Origin of the sequence: Streptomyces sp. NPDC048584 (assembly GCF_043199595.1) — a bacterium.
GTDB lineage: Bacteria > Actinomycetota > Actinomycetes > Streptomycetales > Streptomycetaceae > Streptomyces > Streptomyces edwardsiae.
The window spans coordinates 45,145-60,662 of record NZ_JBICWF010000016.1 but is presented as its reverse complement, the minus strand read 5'-3'; the positions used below and the strand labels follow the sequence as shown (position 1 = coordinate 60,662).

The following is a 15,518-nucleotide window of genomic DNA, read 5'->3' as shown; positions in this document are numbered from 1 at the left end:
GTTCGGCTCACGGGGGACCGGACGCGGCCCGTGCGGGGACGGAGCGCGGCTCAGCCGCCGGGCCAGGCCAGGGCGGCCACCGTCAGCGCGGCGATTCCGGTGTCCAGGGTCGGCTGGACGACGGGCGCGAAGCCGGCGCTGTGGTTGACCGGGATGTCCTCGGAGACGGTCCCGTTCCTCACGGCCTCGGCGTAGCGCTCCGGGTCGGTGCCGCCGATCGCCCAGTAGGTGAACGCCGCCCCGAAGGCCCGGGGGATCTCGCTCATGTCCTCGCTGGCGGTCTGTGGTTCGACGGTGTGCGCGTTCGCACGGCCAGGAAGGCGGCGGACGCCCTGCGGGACCGCGGCCACGAGGTGACGGAGGGCATCGGCGGCACGCCTGAGCCGGGGGAGCGGTCACCAGGCGGCGGCCAGGCGCCGCCGCAGCTCCTCCTCCGAGACGTCCTCCAGGTGGGTCAGAAAGACCCATATGTGGCCCGAGGGATCCTTGAGGACGACGGTGCGGTCGCCGTGGAACATGTCGGTCGGCGGCTGGAGGATCTCGGCGCCGGCCGCCTCCGCGCGCTGCGCCAGGCCGTCGACGTCCGGCACGAAGACGTGCAGGGTGACGGAGGTGCCCCCGCCGAGCGTGGCCGGGGCGGCGAAGGAGCCGGTCTCCGCCTCGTCCGTGCTCGCGTCGCCCAGCATCAGCACCGACCGCCCGACGGTGATCTCGGCGTGCAGGATCCCGCCGTTCGGGGCGTCGACCCTGAAGTCCTCACGGGCGCCGAAGGCCCGACGGTAGAAGTCGATCGCCGCGGCGGCGTCGTCGACCATGATGTGCGGGACGACGGCGTAGCGGTAACGGTCGGGGATCTCCACGCCGTCCGTGCCGGATGTGCGCTCGGCCATGACGAACCTCCTCGAAGAACGCCGCAGGCCGGTTCCCGCGGCTGCGAGCGAACGTAGAAGCTCAAGTCCGGTTCAGGTCAAGCGCGTGGCCCACGCGGTCCACCTCGGATCCGACCCGCGCAGCACCGAGTTCGGCCCAGGTGGGCCGTCCGGTCGTCCGGAATCAACGCGTACGGGCGCCGAGGGCCGGCGCACGATGTCCGGTTCTCGCCCTTACACGTTAAATGTGTGGACCGGCACCCTTGTCCGACGGGACACTTCCGAGTTCCGACCTCGGGGAGTGCGATGGCGACCACAGATGAACAGCGGCCGGTGCCCGGCGGGGGCGCGGTCGCCCTCGCGCTGCGGCTCTACGGCCGTGAACTGATCCGCTTACGGCTGCTGGCCCTGCCCGCGCTGCTGCTCCCGGCCGTGGGCAACATCGGCATCCGCTACGTCGCCCCGCTGCTCGTCGCCAAACTGGCAGGGCAGGCCGCCGCCGACGGCGGCCTCACCCTCGCCCCCGCACTGCCGTACGTCCTCGGCTTCGGCGCGGTGCTGCTGCTCGCCGAGGTCGTCTGGCGGATCGGACAGCACTGTCTGAACCGGGTGGGCGCCCTCGGAACCGAGCACCTGTACGTGCTCGGCATGGACGAACTCCTCGCCAAGGACGCCTCGTTCTTCCACGACAACTTCGCCGGCTCCCTCACCAAACGGGTGCTCAGCTTCGGCCGGCGCTTCGAGGACTTCGTCGACACGGTGACGTACCGGATCGTGGGCAGCCTCGTGCCACTGGTGTTCGGTGCCGTCGTGCTCTGGCACTACGAACCCCTGCTCGTCGCCGGCCTCCTGCTGATGATCGTACTGACGGCGGCGGGGGCCACGCCCCTGATCCGCCGCCGTCAGGCGCTCGTCCACGCCCGGGAGGCCGCGGTCGCCCGGGTCTCCGGCCATGTCGCCGACAGCCTCGTGAACATGGAGACCATCCGGGCGTTCGCGGCCGAGCGGCGGGAGGCCGGCGAACACCGCAGCCGGGTCGCCGAGTCCCGCCGCCTGACGCTGAAATCGTGGGACTACGGCAATCTGCGCGTCGACACCCTGGTCGCCCCCATGTCCGTACTGACCAACGTACTGGGCCTGTTGGTCGCCATCGCCTTCGGCGGGCCCGGCCAGGGAGTGGAGGAGATCGTCGTCGCCTTCACCTACTACTCCAACGCCACTCAGATCATGTTCGAGTTCAACCAGATCTACCGGCGTCTGGAGAGCTCGACGACCGAGGCCGCACAGTTCACCGAACTGCTGCGGGACCCGCCCACCGTCCTGGACCCGGCCGAACCCGAACCGCTCGCTCCGCGCGACACCGGCATCCGCTTCGAGGCCGTCACCTTCGCCCACGAGGGCGCGAAACCGATCTTCGAGGGCCTCGACCTGGACGTCCCCGGCGGCGCCCGGATCGGCCTGGTCGGCAGGTCCGGCGGCGGCAAGACCACCCTCACCCGGCTCCTGCTGCGGATGTCCGACATCGACGACGGCCGCCTGCTGATCGGCGGCCAGGACATCCGCCGGCTGCGCCAGACCGATCTGCGCTCACTGATCGCCTACGTGCCCCAGGACCCGGCGATGTTCCACCGCAGCCTGCGGGACAACATCGCCTTCGCCCGCCCCGGCGCCACCGATGCGGAGATCCACGCGGCGGCCGCGGCAGCCCATGTCACGGAGTTCGCCGACCAGCTCCCCGAAGGCTTCGACACCCTGGTGGGGGAGCGGGGCGTGAAACTCTCCGGCGGCCAGCGCCAACGCGTCGCCCTGGCCCGCGCGGTCCTGCGCGACGCCCCGATCCTGCTCCTCGACGAGGCGACCAGCGCACTCGACTCCGAGAGCGAGATCCTCGTCCAGGACGCCCTGTGGCGGCTGATGGACGGCCGCACCGCCGTGGTCGTCGCCCACCGTCTGAGCACCGTCGCCGGCATGGACCGCCTCGTCGTCCTCGACCGCGGCAGCATCGTCGAGCAGGGCACCCACACCGAACTCCTCGAAGCGAACGGCGCCTACGCCAAACTCTGGCACCACCAGTCCGGCGGCTTCCTCACGGACCCCGCCGCACCCCCGGACGCGTGAGCGCGCGGGGGAGGCATGCCGCCACCCCGCGTTCCGGGCAGGGCCCCTGAGCGAGCCGACGGCCACGCACGCCAGTACGCTCCTGCCGCGCTCGCAGGGCTGACGGCCCCGTGGGGTGCCCCGCCCTGGTCGGCCGCAGCCACGAGGACATGGTGAAAGCCCGCGAGGACCGGGAGGCATCCTCCGGCCGTTTCGGCGTCATCAGGGACTTTCCCGGCGGCCCCCTGCCCGCACCGGCCCTGCCGAACGCCGTCATCGCACCGCGCCGGAACCCACCGACCCGTTGCCCCTCCTTGCGAAAAGCACACCATGAGCGAGCGCCCTCCACCACCACGGTCGTCGAGCGTACGGACGCCGGTAGCCGGTACGAGATCCTGGTCGACGGCCGGCGCGCCGGTCTGACCGCCTACCGTGACCTGGGCGTGCAGCGAGTCTTCTTCCATACGGAGATCGACGACGCCTTCGCCGGCCAGGGGCTGGCGCACGATGAGTTCGCGGACATCACGGACCCGGTCACACCCGATGTCCTGCGGTGGCTGAAGACGCAGCTCGGCTGAGTGGTCCTGCCGGCGGACGGCTGCCGGGCGGTTGGTGGACTGCGGACCCGGCGGCTTCGGATCGCGCCGGGACGGCCTGGTCGGTCCGGGGTGCTATGGGCGGTCAACTGCCGCCTGTGACATAAGAGTCGCGGTACGCCGCCCGTCACTGGGCCCGCGGGCCCTCCGTATGGGGATGCCGATCCAGTTCGTGACGTGGTGCCGGCCGATACGGCGTGGTGATGGGCCGGATCGGCCTCAGGTCGTTCGCGGTGTTCGCCCACCTATCCAGTACCTGAGCGGCGAGCGTCGTCCAGGACGTCACGCAGTGCCCAGTAGGCGGGTTTCGCCTCGTACGTCGCGTCCCAGGGAAGAGCGTTTCCCGGACTCGGGGGATAGTCGCGCAGGTCAGCCGTGGAGCCGTACTTGTCGGTGAAACCCCAGGTCGAGAACGAGGTGCAGTTGGGTTCTTCGCCGCAGACTGCGAGCTTCCCCGCCAACTGGCGGGCCTGGATGTCCTCTTCGTCCTCGTCGACCAGGACGTCCGCCTCCGAGACCCGGGCCTTCAGGCCGAGCCCGGCCAAAGCCCGGACCTTGCGTCGGAAGACCTCGGGGTCGGTACGGTCGCCGACGGCGTATTCGTGGTCCTGGAAACCGACGCCATCGATCGGAACGCCCCGCTCCTTCAACCGGATCAGCAGCGCGTAGAGGGCATCCCAGCGAGGACCGTCCTCCTCCACCCCGTACTCGTTGAGGTACAGCACCGCGTGCGGGTCGGCCTCGCGGGCAGCATGGAAGGCGATGTCGATGTACTGCTCACCCATCGCTTCGAACCACAACTGCGGCCGCACGCCCCGGTTGCCGTTGGAGTAGTCCTCGTCCTCGTCGGACATGGGCTCGTTCACCACGTCCCACTCCGCCACCTTCCCCCGGAAGTGGCCCGCTACCGCGCGTATGTGCTCCACCATGACGCGCCTGCGTTGCCCGTGCGTCATCTCGGCGCGCATCCATGCGGGCAGGGCTTCGAACCAGACGAGGGTGTGGGCGTGCACCTTCATCCTGTTGGCCTCGGCGAAGTCCACCAGGACGTCGCCTTCCGCGAACGCGAACACGCCGCGTCGAGGCTGGACGAACTGCGGCTTGAAGTCGTTCTCCGGCGTAAGCATGGAGAACTCCTCACCCGCCGTCCGGCGGTAGGCGCTGTCAGTCAGCAAGGGGCCCGCGGCCAGGGCGGTTCCCATACGGATCGGGCGTGGGAGAACCGCCGCCAGATCACGCATTGCATCGCTGGACCGGGGCACTCGCAGGCCGGGCGCGTCCACGACGGACATCCGGCCCCGTCCCAGTGAACGCGCGTGGAGATCGCTGAGGGTCCAGCCCTTCCCGCGGACTCCCGCATCCGCGCCGAACCAGATGCGGCCACTGCCGAAGACGTCCCGCGCGGGCACGGTTCCCACGACCCTGCCGTCGGCCTCCAGCACAAGCCTGTTCGCGCGGACTTCGACGGCGAGGCGGACTTCGAGCCCCAGGCCGCTCCCGAAGGTCCGGGTCATCGCAGGTCTGTCGGAGTCCCCGTCCCAGCGGTCGATCCGGAGCCTCCCGCCGACCACGCCGATGCGCACGCCGCGCCGTTCGTAGCGCCACTCGTCGTAGATGACCGGTGTCTCACCGTACAGATGCAGGTAGGCATCAGCGTCATCCGTGCGCCGCAGGCCGGCTTCGATCCGGACATCCCCTCGGAACACCATGTGGGGACCGCGCAGGTTCACCGGGGGGTTCGGCTGTCCGCCGGTACCGTCCTGGTGTGTGATGCGCCGGTCGAGGGGTGTGACCCGCACCCCTGCGTGCGTGGGCTTCCCGCCGGCGAAGTGAGCCCAGTCCCTGCCGTTCAGGAGGTCCTCCACAGGTCCCCCCGCGGGCGTGGAGGTGCCGGCACGGTCCCCCGAGACACCAGCGACAAAGGCACACACGACCACGATGACAGCGCTCTTTCGAAACCGCATGGACAGCAGCACTCCGTATCCTCAGCCCGTCTTCCGACGGCATCGCCGCCCTCAGCCACGCCGTTGTCGAGCACCGTCCTCCCCAGCCGCGGCAGGAACGGTGCGCAACCGATCGCGCCGCCCCGCTGTGACTGATCGCCATTGTTCCAGGCGCGAGTGAGGGGCCGTCGGCCGAGGACCGTTCGGAAACGACGGCCGGAAAGCGGTCGGTACGGTCGGCGCCTACGGGCCGGTCGAACACTTCAGCCGTGAGCTCGACCTCGCCACCGAGAACCCCGCTCCGGTGCGGGAGGCCGTCGCCTCACTCACCCCAGGCTCCAGCGTGCGCGGAGGGCGGACCACGCACGTCCGGGCCGATCCGCTCAGCGGCCGTTTCCTCGTCACCGATCCGGACACCGGCGAGGAGTGCGAGGCCGACGTCCTCAAGGTGGCGTTCAGGGCTCCGCCCGCTCAGCCCTCCTACGGCCCCGTTCCTCGACGACGTGACCGGCACCAGGGTCTCCGTGCCCTCGCCGACCGCGGCACCGTTCGCGACCTCATCGACGTCCAGGCCGCATCCCGCATCCCGCATCCCGCATCCCGCCTCCAACGCCTGGGGCGAGGGCGCGGAAACAGGAACGGTCCGGGTCAGCGGGAGTTGCTCCAGCCGCCTGCGCTGGCGGAGTACGAGTCGAGCAGGTCCACCACGAAGACCAGGGTCGAGCCCGCCGGGATCAACGGCGAGGGCGACTGGTTGCCGTAGCCGAGACGCGGGGGAACGACGATCTCACGCCGACCGCCGACCCTCATCCCCCTCAACCCCCGGTCCCAGCCCTTGATGACCCTGCCGCCGCCCAGGGCGAACTTGAAGGGCTGGTCACGGTCCCAGGAGGAGTCGAACTCCTTCCCGGTCTCGAAGGTCACCCCGACGTAGTGGACCCTGACCACCGTGCCCGGCTTCACCTCGGCCCCGTCCCCGACGACCAGGTCCCGGACGGTCAGTTCGGCAGGCGCAGCACCCTCCGGGACGTCGACCTCGGGCTTCGTCAGTTCACTCATCGCAGTTCCGTCACTCTCCGTCGCAGACCCTCGTGCGGGCCGACCCGGCCCATGGGCACTCCATGCGGCAGAGGATCACGCTAACGCGCATGCCGGTCTCCGGAGCGCCGTGGATCAGTGGCCGCGCACGGCGGTCCGCAGTCGACCGCAGGTCCCTGAACGACGAGATGACCTCGGCCAAGCCGTGCCGCAGGGGCATCTCCGGCTGCCCGCCGAGCCAGGGTCCCTGAGAGGTGATCGGGCCTTGCCCCCGGGGAGTGGACACCTGTTCGTAGGCGATCGGTACCTGGTGTCCGTTCGCTGAGTGTTGTCGGCGGGTGTCACCACAGCCTGCCGCGCACAACAGCCCAGGCGGGAAGCCTGCTCGGTACGGTGCACGAAGTTCTGCGAGGTCTTCGACCGGGAGGCGTGCCCGTGTACAGTGGACGACGCCCTTGACCTGCACAAAGCGGGCAGGGAGCCGTTCTTCAGGAGTCCGACATGCTGCGCACCATGTTCAAGTCCAAGATCCACCGTGCCACCGTCACCCAGGCCGACCTGCACTACGTGGGATCCGTGACGATCGACGCCGAGCTGCTCGACGCCGCCGATCTGCTGCCCGGGGAGCTCGTGCACATCGTCGACATCACCAACGGGGCGCGGCTCGAGACGTACGTCATCGAGGGGGAGCGCGGGTCCGGAGTGATCGGGATCAACGGGGCCGCCGCGCATCTCGTCCAGCCCGGTGATCTGGTGATCATCATCAGTTACGCTCAGGTGACCGACGCCGAGGCGCGGGCGCTGGAACCCCGGGTCGTGCATGTGGACGGCGACAACCGCATCGTGGCGCTGGGGGCCGACCCGTCCGAGCCGGTGCCGGGGTCGGACCAGGAGCGCAGCCCGGGGGCCGTCGTCACGGCCTGACCGGTACCTACCGAGGCAGGAGCGTGACGTGGCCATGGGTGACATCGAGATCCGTGACGACCGGGCGGCCGGACGGCTCGAGGCGGTGGCGGACGGCGAGGTCGTCGGGCGGATCGAGTACTTCCCGCTCGACACCCCCGGGCGCGCGCTCGTGCCGGTGCACACCATCGTGGAGCCCGCGCACGAGGGCAAGGGCATCGCCGGCTCCCTGGCCCGCGAGCTGTACGCCGTCGCCGCCCGCGAGGACAGTGTCGTAGCCCCGCTCTGCCCGTACGTCGTCAGGTGGGCCGAGCGCCACCCCGACGAGGCTCCGGCGGCCGGGCCGGAGCTGATCCGGGCGGCCGAGGAGTGGCTGGCGGCCCACCCCGAGCGGTTCTGACGTCCCGTGCTCGCACTGCTGCACACCTCGCCCGTGCACGTGCCCGTCTTCGACGCGCTGCGCGACGAGCTCCGTCCCGGACTGGAGCTGCGGCACTTCGTCGACGCGGAGTTGCTGGAGCGCGCCCGCGCCGACGGGCCCGCGGCGGTGGCCGACGACGTAGGGGCGAGAGTGACCGAGGCCGTCGGCGGAGGTGCCGGCGCCGTGCTGTGCACCTGCTCGACCATCGGCGGGGTGGCGGAGGCCGCGGCCGCCCGGTCCGGTGTTCCGGTGCTGCGTGTCGACCGGCCGATGGCCGCCGAGGCGGTGGCGGCCGGGTCGCGGGTCGTCGTCCTCGCCGCCCTGGAGAGCACGCTCGCACCCACGGTGGCCTTGCTCGAGGAGGAGGCGGATCGTGCCGGACGGCCCGTCGATGTGCGGACCGTGCTGGTCGAGGGCGCGTGGGCCCGCTTCGAGGCGGACGACCCGGCGGGGTACGTACGCCGGGTCGCGGACGCCGCCGACGCGGTCACCGGCGCCGATGTGATCGTCCTCGCCCAGGCATCCATGGCCCCGGCCGAGCGGCTCACCACCGCCCGCGTACCCGTCCTGTCCAGTCCCCGCCCGGGACTCCTGGCGGCGGCCCGCCTGTGCGGGGAGGCTCTCGGCGAGGAGTAGGGCGGCCGGGACGTCTCCTCGGCATCAAGCCGGGCAGCGCTGGCACCAGCGAGTGAGGTGGGGAACGCGTTGGCGAGGGCGTTCGAGTGTGCCCGGGTTGTGTGCGACGACGTGATCCGTGCTCGTGAAGACGCCCACCAGGCCGGGCACCAGGTGCGGCCGCGGAACGGCGGACGCCCCATTGCCCGGTGGTCGCGCACCGGGGCGGGCCGCCCCGACACCCTCACCCGGGCCCCTGATCCACCGGCCGGGTGACTGGAGAGGCGGCCGTCGGGTAGGCGGGGGAGAAGTCCAGAGCCGACGTCGACCGACAGGCCGGAGGACACGCGCATGACGAACCCGTACCCGGACCCCGTCCCGCCGGGCCCCACCCCGGGACCCACGCCGGGCCCGGACCCCACCCACCCCGACCCGGAGCCCGCCCCTCCGCCGCCGGGGCCCGGCCCCGAGCCCACCCCGCAGCCCCCGGGGCCGGGACCGCGGCCACCCCAGCCAGGACCGCCCGACCCGTCACCCTCCCCGATCCCGCCCGGCCCCGACCCGGTGCCCAACCCGGAACCCGGCCCGCCCCTCAGCTGACCCCGAGGCAGACCCGAGGCAGACCCGAGCGCAGAGAGAAAGGGGCGGTGGAGGACCGTCAGGCCCGTCCACCGCCCCTTCCCTCATGCGGCCGCTACGCCGTCACCTCCGAGCGGTCCCCGCCCCACAGCGTGTGGAACGAGCCCTCGCGGTCCGTACGGCGGTACGTGTGCGCGCCGAAGAAGTCCCGCTGTCCCTGGGTGAGCGCGGCCGGCAGACGCTCCGCGCGCAGGGCGTCGTAGTAGGCGAGGGCCGCGGCGAAGCCGGGAGTCGGCACACCCTGGCGGGTCGCCGCGATCAGCACCTCGCGCCAGTCGTCCTGGGCGTCGGCGATCTCCTGCGCGAACGTGTCGTCCGACAGCAGGCTCGGCAGATCGGCGCGGGCGTCGTACGCGGCGCGGATCCGGTCCAGGAAGGCCGCGCGGATGATGCAGCCGCCCCGCCAGATCGCGGAGACCGCACCGAGGTCGATGTCCCAGCCGTACTCCTCGCTGCCGGCCGCGACCTCGTGGAAGCCCTGTGTGTACGACACGATCTTCGACGCGTACAGCGCCTGCTCCACCCGGTCGGCGAACGCGGCCGCCTCCGCCTCGCCCATCGGGGCCGCCTTCGGACCGGCCAGCCCGCGCGACGCCTCCCGCAGCGCCGCGTGACCCGACAGGGAGCGGGCGAAGACGGCCTCGGCGATCCCGGACACCGGCACACCCAGGTCGAGCGCGATCTGCACGGTCCAGCGGCCCGTGCCCTTCTGCTCCGCCTGGTCCACCACCACGTCCACGAACGGCTTGCCCGTGGCCGCGTCCACGTGCGACAGCACCTCGGCCGTGATCTCGATCAGATACGAGTCCAGCCGGCCCGTGTTCCAGGTGCGGAAGATCTCCGCGATCTGCGCGGGGGAGTACCCGGCGACATCGCGCAGCAGCTGGTACGCCTCACCGATCAGCTGCATGTCGGCGTACTCGATGCCGTTGTGCACCATCTTCACGAAGTGACCGGCGCCGTCCGGACCCACGTGCGTGACGCACGGGGAGCCGTCCTTCGCCTTCGCGGAGATCTTCTCCAGCATCGGACCCAGCGAGTCGTACGACTCCTTCGGGCCGCCCGGCATGATGCTCGGCCCGTTCAGCGCGCCCTCCTCGCCGCCGGAGACGCCCATGCCCACGAAGTGGATGCCCTGCTCGCGCAGCGCCTTCTCCCGGCGCCGGGTGTCCGCGAAGTGCGCGTTGCCACCGTCGATGATCATGTCGCCGGGCTCGAGCAACGGCGCGAACTCCTCGATCACGGCGTCCGTGGGCTCGCCCGCCTTCACCATGACGACCAGCCGCCGCGGCCGCTCCAGCGCCGCGACGAACTCCTTGGCCGTCTCGGCCGGCACGAAGCTGCCCTCGCCGCCGAACTCCTCCACCAGCGCGTGCGTGCGGGCCGCGGTCCGGTTGTGCACCGCGACCGTGTAGCCGTTGCGGGCGAAGTTACGGGCGAGGTTGCGGCCCATGACCGCGAGCCCCGTGACGCCGATCTGCGCTGAACTGCTCATTGAGGTGGCTCCTAGTGACCTTGGTATCGGTACCGCCGGGTGCCGGTTCTGCCGGTCGACACCCGACGGTCCTGCCATCGACCATCCTGACGTGCCGCACTTGCGCGCGCACGCGCGGGTCATCACGACCCCGCGCAGGCACATACGCGCGGACACCTCCACTCCACTCACCGGGCGCGCACACGAGCGTGCCCCGGCGCCCGGGCACACCCGCCCGCGCACGCGGCGCCCGGTGCGCCTATGGGGGCGCAACGGGCGAAAAGTCCCGGCCAGTTGGCGCATCCGTGCGGCCGATAGCCGTCTTGTCACGGCCAGTTCGCAACGCTTACTTTTGCCCCTCCTGACGCGTTGTCGAGGGGGATTTCCATGGCCGTACGCGGCCGGCACCGCCGGTATCAGCCGAACAGGATCAACCGTGCCTCGCTGACCGTCACGGCGGGCGGGGCCGGCATGGCGCTCCCGCTGCTGGGCACCGGTGTCGCCCAGGCGGCCGACGTGGGCACCTGGGACAAGGTCGCCGCCTGCGAGTCGACGAACGACTGGGACATCAACACCGGCAACGGCTTCTACGGCGGGCTCCAGTTCACCCAGTCGACGTGGGAGGCGTACGGCGGCGCCCGGTACGCGCCACGCGCGGATCTGGCCACCAAGGACCAGCAGATCGCCGTGGCCGAGAAGGTACTCGACGGACAGGGCCCCGGCGCCTGGCCGGTGTGCTCGGTACGGGCCGGACTGACCCGGGGCGGCGACACCCCCGATATCCGGCCGGCCGCCGACAGATCCGGCGGGGACAAGAAGACCTCCGTCGAGGACGTCAAGCCGCAGACGACACCCCAGTCCCGCGCGGGCCGCGCCGAGATGTACACCGTCGTGCACGGCGACACCCTCTCCGGTATCGCGTCGGACGAACGGGTGCGCGGCGGCTGGCAGAAGCTGTACGACTCCAACCGCGCCACCATCGGCGGCGATCCCGACCTGATCCTGCCGGGCCAGCGCCTCAGCCTGTCCGGCGGGACGACGAAGACCGGAAAGGCCGAGAAGGCCACAAAGCCCGAGAAGGCCGACAAGGCGGGCAGCGAACAGGCCGGGAAGAAGACCGAGAAGAAGGCCGCCGAGGAGAAGAAGACCCAGGACCGCGCCGACCGTTCCACCAAGGCCGGCGGCCTCGTCGCCCCGGTCAGCGCCGCGCTCGGCACGCCGTACCACAAGGCGGGGTCCTCCTGGTCGAAGGGCTACCACACGGGCGTCGACTTCCCCGTGCCCACCGGCACCTCCGTGAAGTCGGTCGGGGCCGGCACCGTCGTCAGCGCGGGCTGGGAAGGCTCGTTCGGCTACCAGGTGGTGGTCCGGCACGCCGACGGCCGCTACAGCCAGTACGCCCATCTGTCCGCCATCTCCGTGAAGAGCGGACAGTCGGTCGGCACCGGCCAGCGCATCGGCCGTTCCGGGTCCACCGGCAACAGCTCGGGCCCGCATCTGCACTTCGAGGTGCGGACGGGGCCCGGTTTCGGATCGGACGTCGACCCGGTCGCCTACCTGAGGGCGGGCGGCGTCAGGATGTGACCCGCGTCCGGTGCCGGTTCACCACCGCCACCGGGACGTACGGACCGTAGAAGGGCACGTACGACACCAGCGGCACGGCGAGGGGATCCGTCTCCTCGGCCGGGCCGTCCGGTGACGGCGCGGGCGCCGAGGGCAGCCGTACGTCCTCGGGCACCGTGAGCCCGGCCAGCAGCCGCTCCGCCGGGTCGACCGCCGGCGCCTCGTCCCCTACGGCGGACTCCACGGCGGACCGCGCGGCCGGGACCGTCTCGGACGCGGGCTCCGGCACGGAGACCTCCGCCGCCCCGGCCTCCTGGTGCTCGCGGGCGAGCCGCTCCGTCGTGAGCAGGATCAGACCGCCGGCGGCCACCACACCACAGCTCAGCGCGAGCGCCGTGCCCGTCGTGCCGTAGCGGAAGGTCTCGCCGAACATCGTGATGCCGACCGCCGCCGCCACCACCGGGTTCACCACCGTCAGCGTCGCCAGCGGGGCCGCGAGTCCGGCGCCGCGGTAGGAGGCCTGGGAGAGCAGCATGCCGGCCGTGGCCAGGACGCCGATCACCGCGAGGGACGGCAGGTCCGCCGCCGTGACCCCGCCGGTCCAGTCGACCGCGACGGTCTTCGTGAACACGGAGGACATACCGAACGCGACACCGGACGCGATCGCCAGCAGGATGCTGCGCACCGCCGGATGCCGGTGCACGGCCCGCGCCGCGACCATCAGCGCCACGACCGCACCGGCCGTCCCCAGCGCCGCCGCCACCCGCTGCGTGGTGTCCAGCGACTGCGCGTCGGACGCGCCGACCAGGGAGAGCAGACCCGCGAGGCCCACCGTCGCCATGATGGCGCCGCGCCACGCGGTGGCCCCGGCCCTGCGGCCGACGAACAGCGCCGCCATCGGCAGCGCGAAGACGATGGTGAGCGCGCCGAGGGGCTGCACCAGGCTCAGCGGACCGTACGCCAGCGCCACCACATGCAGCAGACCGCCGAGGCCGTTGAGCGCGACCGCCGCCCACCAGCCAGGACGGCGCAGCGGCGCGTACTGCTGTGCGCCGGGTGAGGACACCGCCACCTGCTCCTGCACGATCGCCCCGCCGGCGTACGCCACGGCAGAGACGAACGACAGCAGCACGGACAACGCGAGGGCGCTCATCGGCTGCTCCTCTGCGTAAGGCCGGGGCGGTGTCCTCGGCGCGGCGAACGGTCGGCTCTCATAACCAACACGATGCCTTGCCGAAGTGTTCCCGTCGTCGTCCCTGAGCACTCAATGAGTCCTACTGCCGATGGAGTACGACGACGACCCCGTCATCCCCAGGGTGGGTGTCCCCTGGCGAGACTCCCCGATGACCACCCCCTAGGGGCCCTGGTACTACTGCACCTCGTGGACCTCGACCCGTCGCTCACCGCCCTTCACCGTCTCGGTGGATTCTTCGTACTGCGTACGGCGGCAGGCGCCGACCGTTGCCTGCCCACGCTCGCCCGGACATACGGGCCCGGGCGCCCGGATGTTCACGGAGATCCCCTGACCACCCGGGTCCGCCGGGTCGCCGGGGCGCTGGGCACCCCGGAGGAGCGGGTCGCCGCGTCGGTGGCCCAGCAGGGGCTCGCCGCCCGCCTGTGGTCCGTCGCCCTCGGCAGCGCCGCCCTCCACGGCGCCGTCCCCGACCTCGCCCCACCGCTGCTGCGCTGGGACCCCGAGGGCAGTGCCCCCGACGACCTCTGGCTGACCGAGGTGCGACCGCTGCCCGGTGACGCCGGGACGATCGCCCGGCTGGTGCTGCACGGCCACCTCGAACCCCTCGCCGGGGCCCTGCGCGCCCGCCACCGTCTCGCCCCCGGCCTGCTGCGCGGCAACGCCGCCTCGGCGCTCGCCGGCGCCGCCCGGGAACTGGACCGCTGGGGGCGCCGCCACGGCCGTACGGACGTCTGTGCCCGAGCCTCGTCCCTCGCGGCCGAACTCCTCTCACACCCCCTCCTCGCCGGAACCGGAACCCTCGGGGGGACCGCCTTCCGGCGGCGCAGCTGCTGCCTCTACTACCGTGTCCCCGGCGGAGGAGTCTGCGGCGACTGCTGCTTCGGCCGGCCGCCCCGCTCTTCCCCACGCGCCCCGTCTGGGTGACCATGAGAACAACGTCCGCTCAGACAGGGGGTTCACGGGTGCGAGTGGGACTGCTGACCCGGGAGTACCCCCCGGACGTGTACGGCGGCGCCGGAGTCCATGTGGAGTTCCTCGCCCGGGAGCTGCGGCCCCTGGTGGACCTGGAGGTCCACTGCTGGGGCGAGGGCGGCACGGACGGCGTGCTGCGCCACCGCCCCTGGTCCGCGCTCGACGGTGCCAACGACGCGCTGCGCACCTTCTCCGTGGACCTCGCCATGGCCGCCGCCCTCCAGGGCCGCGAACTGGTCCACTCCCACACCTGGTACACCAACCTCGGCGGCCACCTCGCCAAGACGCTGCACGGCATCCCGCACGTGATGACCGCCCACTCCCTGGAGCCCCTGCGCCCCTGGAAGGCCGAGCAGCTCGGCGGCGGCTACGCCCTGTCCGGCTGGGCCGAGCGCACCGCCGTCGAGGCCGCCGACGGTGTGATCGCGGTCTCCGCCGCCATGCGCGACGACATCCTCGCCGCCTACCCGGCCCTCGACCCCGCCCGGGTGCACGTCGTGCGCAACGGCATCGACACGAACCTCTACCGCCCCGACCCCGGCACCGACGCCCTGGACCGGATCGGCCTCGACCGCTCCCGCCCGTACGTCCTGTTCGTCGGCCGGATCACCCGGCAGAAGGGTGTGCCCCAGCTGCTGCGCGCGGTGCGCGGCATCGACCCCGCCGCCCAGGTCGTGCTGTGCGCGGGCGCCCCGGACACGCCCGAGATCGACCGGGAGTTCCGTGAGCTGTACGAGGAGCTGAGCCGGGCCCGGGAGGGAGTGCACTGGATTCCCCGGATGCTGCCGCGGCCCGAGGTGATCCAGCTGCTGACGCACGCCGCCGCGTTCGTCTGCCCCTCGGTGTACGAGCCGCTCGGCATCGTCAACCTGGAGGCCATGGCGTGCGGCACCGCCGTGGTCGCCTCCCGGGTCGGCGGGATCCCCGAGGTCGTGGCGGACGGCTCGACCGGGGTACTCGTGGAGGCGGACGACGGCTTCGAGGCGGGTCTCGCGCGGGCACTCGACTCCGTCCTCGGCGATCCGGCGGCGGCACGGCGGATGGGCGAGGCGGGCCGTGAGCGCGCGGTCTCGGAGTTCGGCTGGGGCGCGGTGGCCCGCCGTACGGCCGCGCTCTACACGGAGATCCTCGAACAGGCTTAGTCCGGTCCCTCCGGGGCAGTCTTGGGAAAATTCGGCGTGAGGGGAGCGGCC

The 15,518-nt window shown here is 72.0% G+C and carries 14 protein-coding genes and 1 pseudogene; 8 read left to right on the top strand and 7 right to left on the bottom strand.

Going from position 1 to position 15,518, the window contains the following annotated elements:
• Positions 1-50: 50 nt before the first annotated feature.
• Together ACGFR9_RS29720 and ACGFR9_RS29715 are read right to left on the bottom strand one after the other, a co-directional pair.
• Positions 51-305: pseudogene (locus tag ACGFR9_RS29720) on the bottom strand (amidohydrolase); the annotation flags it as partial.
• Between the two features lie 90 nt (positions 306-395).
• Entirely contained in the window at positions 396-890 is a 495-nt protein-coding gene (locus tag ACGFR9_RS29715) for a VOC family protein (RefSeq protein ID WP_393214416.1), read from the bottom strand.
• A gap of 285 nt (positions 891-1,175) precedes the next feature.
• Between ACGFR9_RS29715 and ACGFR9_RS29710 the strand changes: the two genes are divergently transcribed.
• Together ACGFR9_RS29710 and ACGFR9_RS29705 are read left to right on the top strand one after the other, a co-directional pair.
• Positions 1,176-2,987 (top strand): ABC transporter ATP-binding protein, encoded by a 1,812-nt coding sequence (locus tag ACGFR9_RS29710; RefSeq protein WP_393214413.1) that lies wholly within the window; start codon positions 1,176-1,178, stop codon positions 2,985-2,987.
• A gap of 293 nt (positions 2,988-3,280) precedes the next feature.
• A complete protein-coding gene (locus tag ACGFR9_RS29705) occupies positions 3,281-3,544 on the top strand; it encodes a GNAT family N-acetyltransferase (RefSeq protein WP_393214410.1) in 264 nt (87 codons plus the stop codon).
• A gap of 263 nt (positions 3,545-3,807) precedes the next feature.
• Here the strand turns inward: ACGFR9_RS29705 and ACGFR9_RS29700 are convergent, their stop codons facing one another.
• The 3 genes from ACGFR9_RS29700 to ACGFR9_RS29690 form a co-directional block, all read right to left on the bottom strand.
• A complete protein-coding gene (locus ACGFR9_RS29700) occupies positions 3,808-5,271 on the bottom strand; it encodes an endo-1,4-beta-xylanase (RefSeq protein ID WP_393214409.1) in 1,464 nt (487 codons plus the stop codon).
• Between the two features lie 556 nt (positions 5,272-5,827).
• Entirely contained in the window at positions 5,828-6,097 is a 270-nt protein-coding gene (locus tag ACGFR9_RS29695) for a hypothetical protein (RefSeq protein WP_393214406.1), read from the bottom strand.
• Positions 6,098-6,153: 56 nt separating this feature from the next.
• Positions 6,154-6,564: an FKBP-type peptidyl-prolyl cis-trans isomerase gene (locus ACGFR9_RS29690; RefSeq protein ID WP_393214403.1), complete on the bottom strand. Its 411-nt coding sequence runs from the start codon at positions 6,562-6,564 to the stop codon at positions 6,154-6,156.
• A 480-nt stretch (positions 6,565-7,044) separates the two neighbouring features.
• Between ACGFR9_RS29690 and panD the strand changes: the two genes are divergently transcribed.
• From panD to ACGFR9_RS29675, 3 genes are read left to right on the top strand one after another with little or no spacing between them, the layout of a single operon-like run.
• The gene (gene panD / locus ACGFR9_RS29685) at positions 7,045-7,467 is read left to right on the top strand and encodes an aspartate 1-decarboxylase (protein ID WP_393214401.1); all 423 of its coding nucleotides are present in this window, start codon (positions 7,045-7,047) and stop codon (positions 7,465-7,467) included.
• 34 nt (positions 7,468-7,501) lie between these two features.
• Positions 7,502-7,846 (top strand): GNAT family N-acetyltransferase, encoded by a 345-nt coding sequence (locus ACGFR9_RS29680; protein WP_393214699.1) that lies wholly within the window; start codon positions 7,502-7,504, stop codon positions 7,844-7,846.
• A 6-nt stretch (positions 7,847-7,852) separates the two neighbouring features.
• Positions 7,853-8,503 carry an aspartate/glutamate racemase family protein gene (locus ACGFR9_RS29675; RefSeq protein ID WP_393214398.1) on the top strand — a complete coding sequence of 217 codons (651 nt, stop codon included), beginning with the start codon at positions 7,853-7,855 and terminating at the stop codon, positions 8,501-8,503.
• Between the two features lie 673 nt (positions 8,504-9,176).
• Here ACGFR9_RS29675 and gndA read toward each other — a convergent pair.
• On the bottom strand, positions 9,177-10,616 hold the full coding sequence (gndA, locus tag ACGFR9_RS29670; RefSeq protein WP_393214395.1) for an NADP-dependent phosphogluconate dehydrogenase: 1,440 nt from the start codon (positions 10,614-10,616) through the stop codon (positions 9,177-9,179).
• Positions 10,617-10,982: 366 nt separating this feature from the next.
• On the opposite strand from gndA, the gene ACGFR9_RS29665 reads away from it, so the two are divergent.
• Complete coding sequence (locus ACGFR9_RS29665; protein WP_393214392.1) at positions 10,983-12,179, top strand: transglycosylase family protein; 1,197 nt, start codon at positions 10,983-10,985, stop codon at positions 12,177-12,179.
• Here the strand turns inward: ACGFR9_RS29665 and ACGFR9_RS29660 are convergent.
• Positions 12,169-13,311 (bottom strand): DMT family transporter, encoded by a 1,143-nt coding sequence (locus tag ACGFR9_RS29660; RefSeq protein WP_393214389.1) that lies wholly within the window; start codon positions 13,309-13,311, stop codon positions 12,169-12,171. The genes ACGFR9_RS29665 and ACGFR9_RS29660 overlap by 11 nt on opposite strands.
• Before the next feature lie 228 nt (positions 13,312-13,539).
• Between ACGFR9_RS29660 and ACGFR9_RS29655 the strand changes: the two genes are divergently transcribed.
• Positions 13,540-14,277, top strand: a complete 738-nt coding sequence (locus tag ACGFR9_RS29655) for a (2Fe-2S)-binding protein (RefSeq protein ID WP_393214386.1) — start codon at positions 13,540-13,542, stop codon at positions 14,275-14,277.
• Between the two features lie 38 nt (positions 14,278-14,315).
• Positions 14,316-15,467: a glycogen synthase gene (gene glgA, locus ACGFR9_RS29650; protein WP_393214383.1), complete on the top strand. Its 1,152-nt coding sequence runs from the start codon at positions 14,316-14,318 to the stop codon at positions 15,465-15,467.
• Positions 15,468-15,518: the final 51 nt, after the last annotated feature.

Excerpts from the sequence above, each read along its gene's own strand:
- ACGFR9_RS29700 (WP_393214409.1), bottom strand. The coding sequence starts at position 5,271 with ATGGTGTTCCGAGGGGATGTCCGGATCGAAGCCGGCCTGCGGCGCACG.
- ACGFR9_RS29695 (WP_393214406.1), bottom strand. The coding sequence starts at position 6,097 with ATGCGGGATGCGGGATGCGGCCTGGACGTCGATGAGGTCGCGAACGGT.
- ACGFR9_RS29660 (WP_393214389.1), bottom strand. The coding sequence starts at position 13,311 with ATGAGCGCCCTCGCGTTGTCCGTGCTGCTGTCGTTCGTCTCTGCCGTG.
- ACGFR9_RS29680 (WP_393214699.1), top strand. The coding sequence starts at position 7,502 with ATGGGTGACATCGAGATCCGTGACGACCGGGCGGCCGGACGGCTCGAG.
- panD (WP_393214401.1), top strand. The coding sequence starts at position 7,045 with ATGCTGCGCACCATGTTCAAGTCCAAGATCCACCGTGCCACCGTCACC.
- ACGFR9_RS29710 (WP_393214413.1), top strand. The coding sequence starts at position 1,176 with ATGGCGACCACAGATGAACAGCGGCCGGTGCCCGGCGGGGGCGCGGTC.
- ACGFR9_RS29715 (WP_393214416.1), bottom strand. The coding sequence starts at position 890 with ATGGCCGAGCGCACATCCGGCACGGACGGCGTGGAGATCCCCGACCGT.
- ACGFR9_RS29665 (WP_393214392.1), top strand. The coding sequence starts at position 10,983 with ATGGCCGTACGCGGCCGGCACCGCCGGTATCAGCCGAACAGGATCAAC.
- ACGFR9_RS29690 (WP_393214403.1), bottom strand. The coding sequence starts at position 6,564 with ATGAGTGAACTGACGAAGCCCGAGGTCGACGTCCCGGAGGGTGCTGCG.
- gndA (WP_393214395.1), bottom strand. The coding sequence starts at position 10,616 with ATGAGCAGTTCAGCGCAGATCGGCGTCACGGGGCTCGCGGTCATGGGC.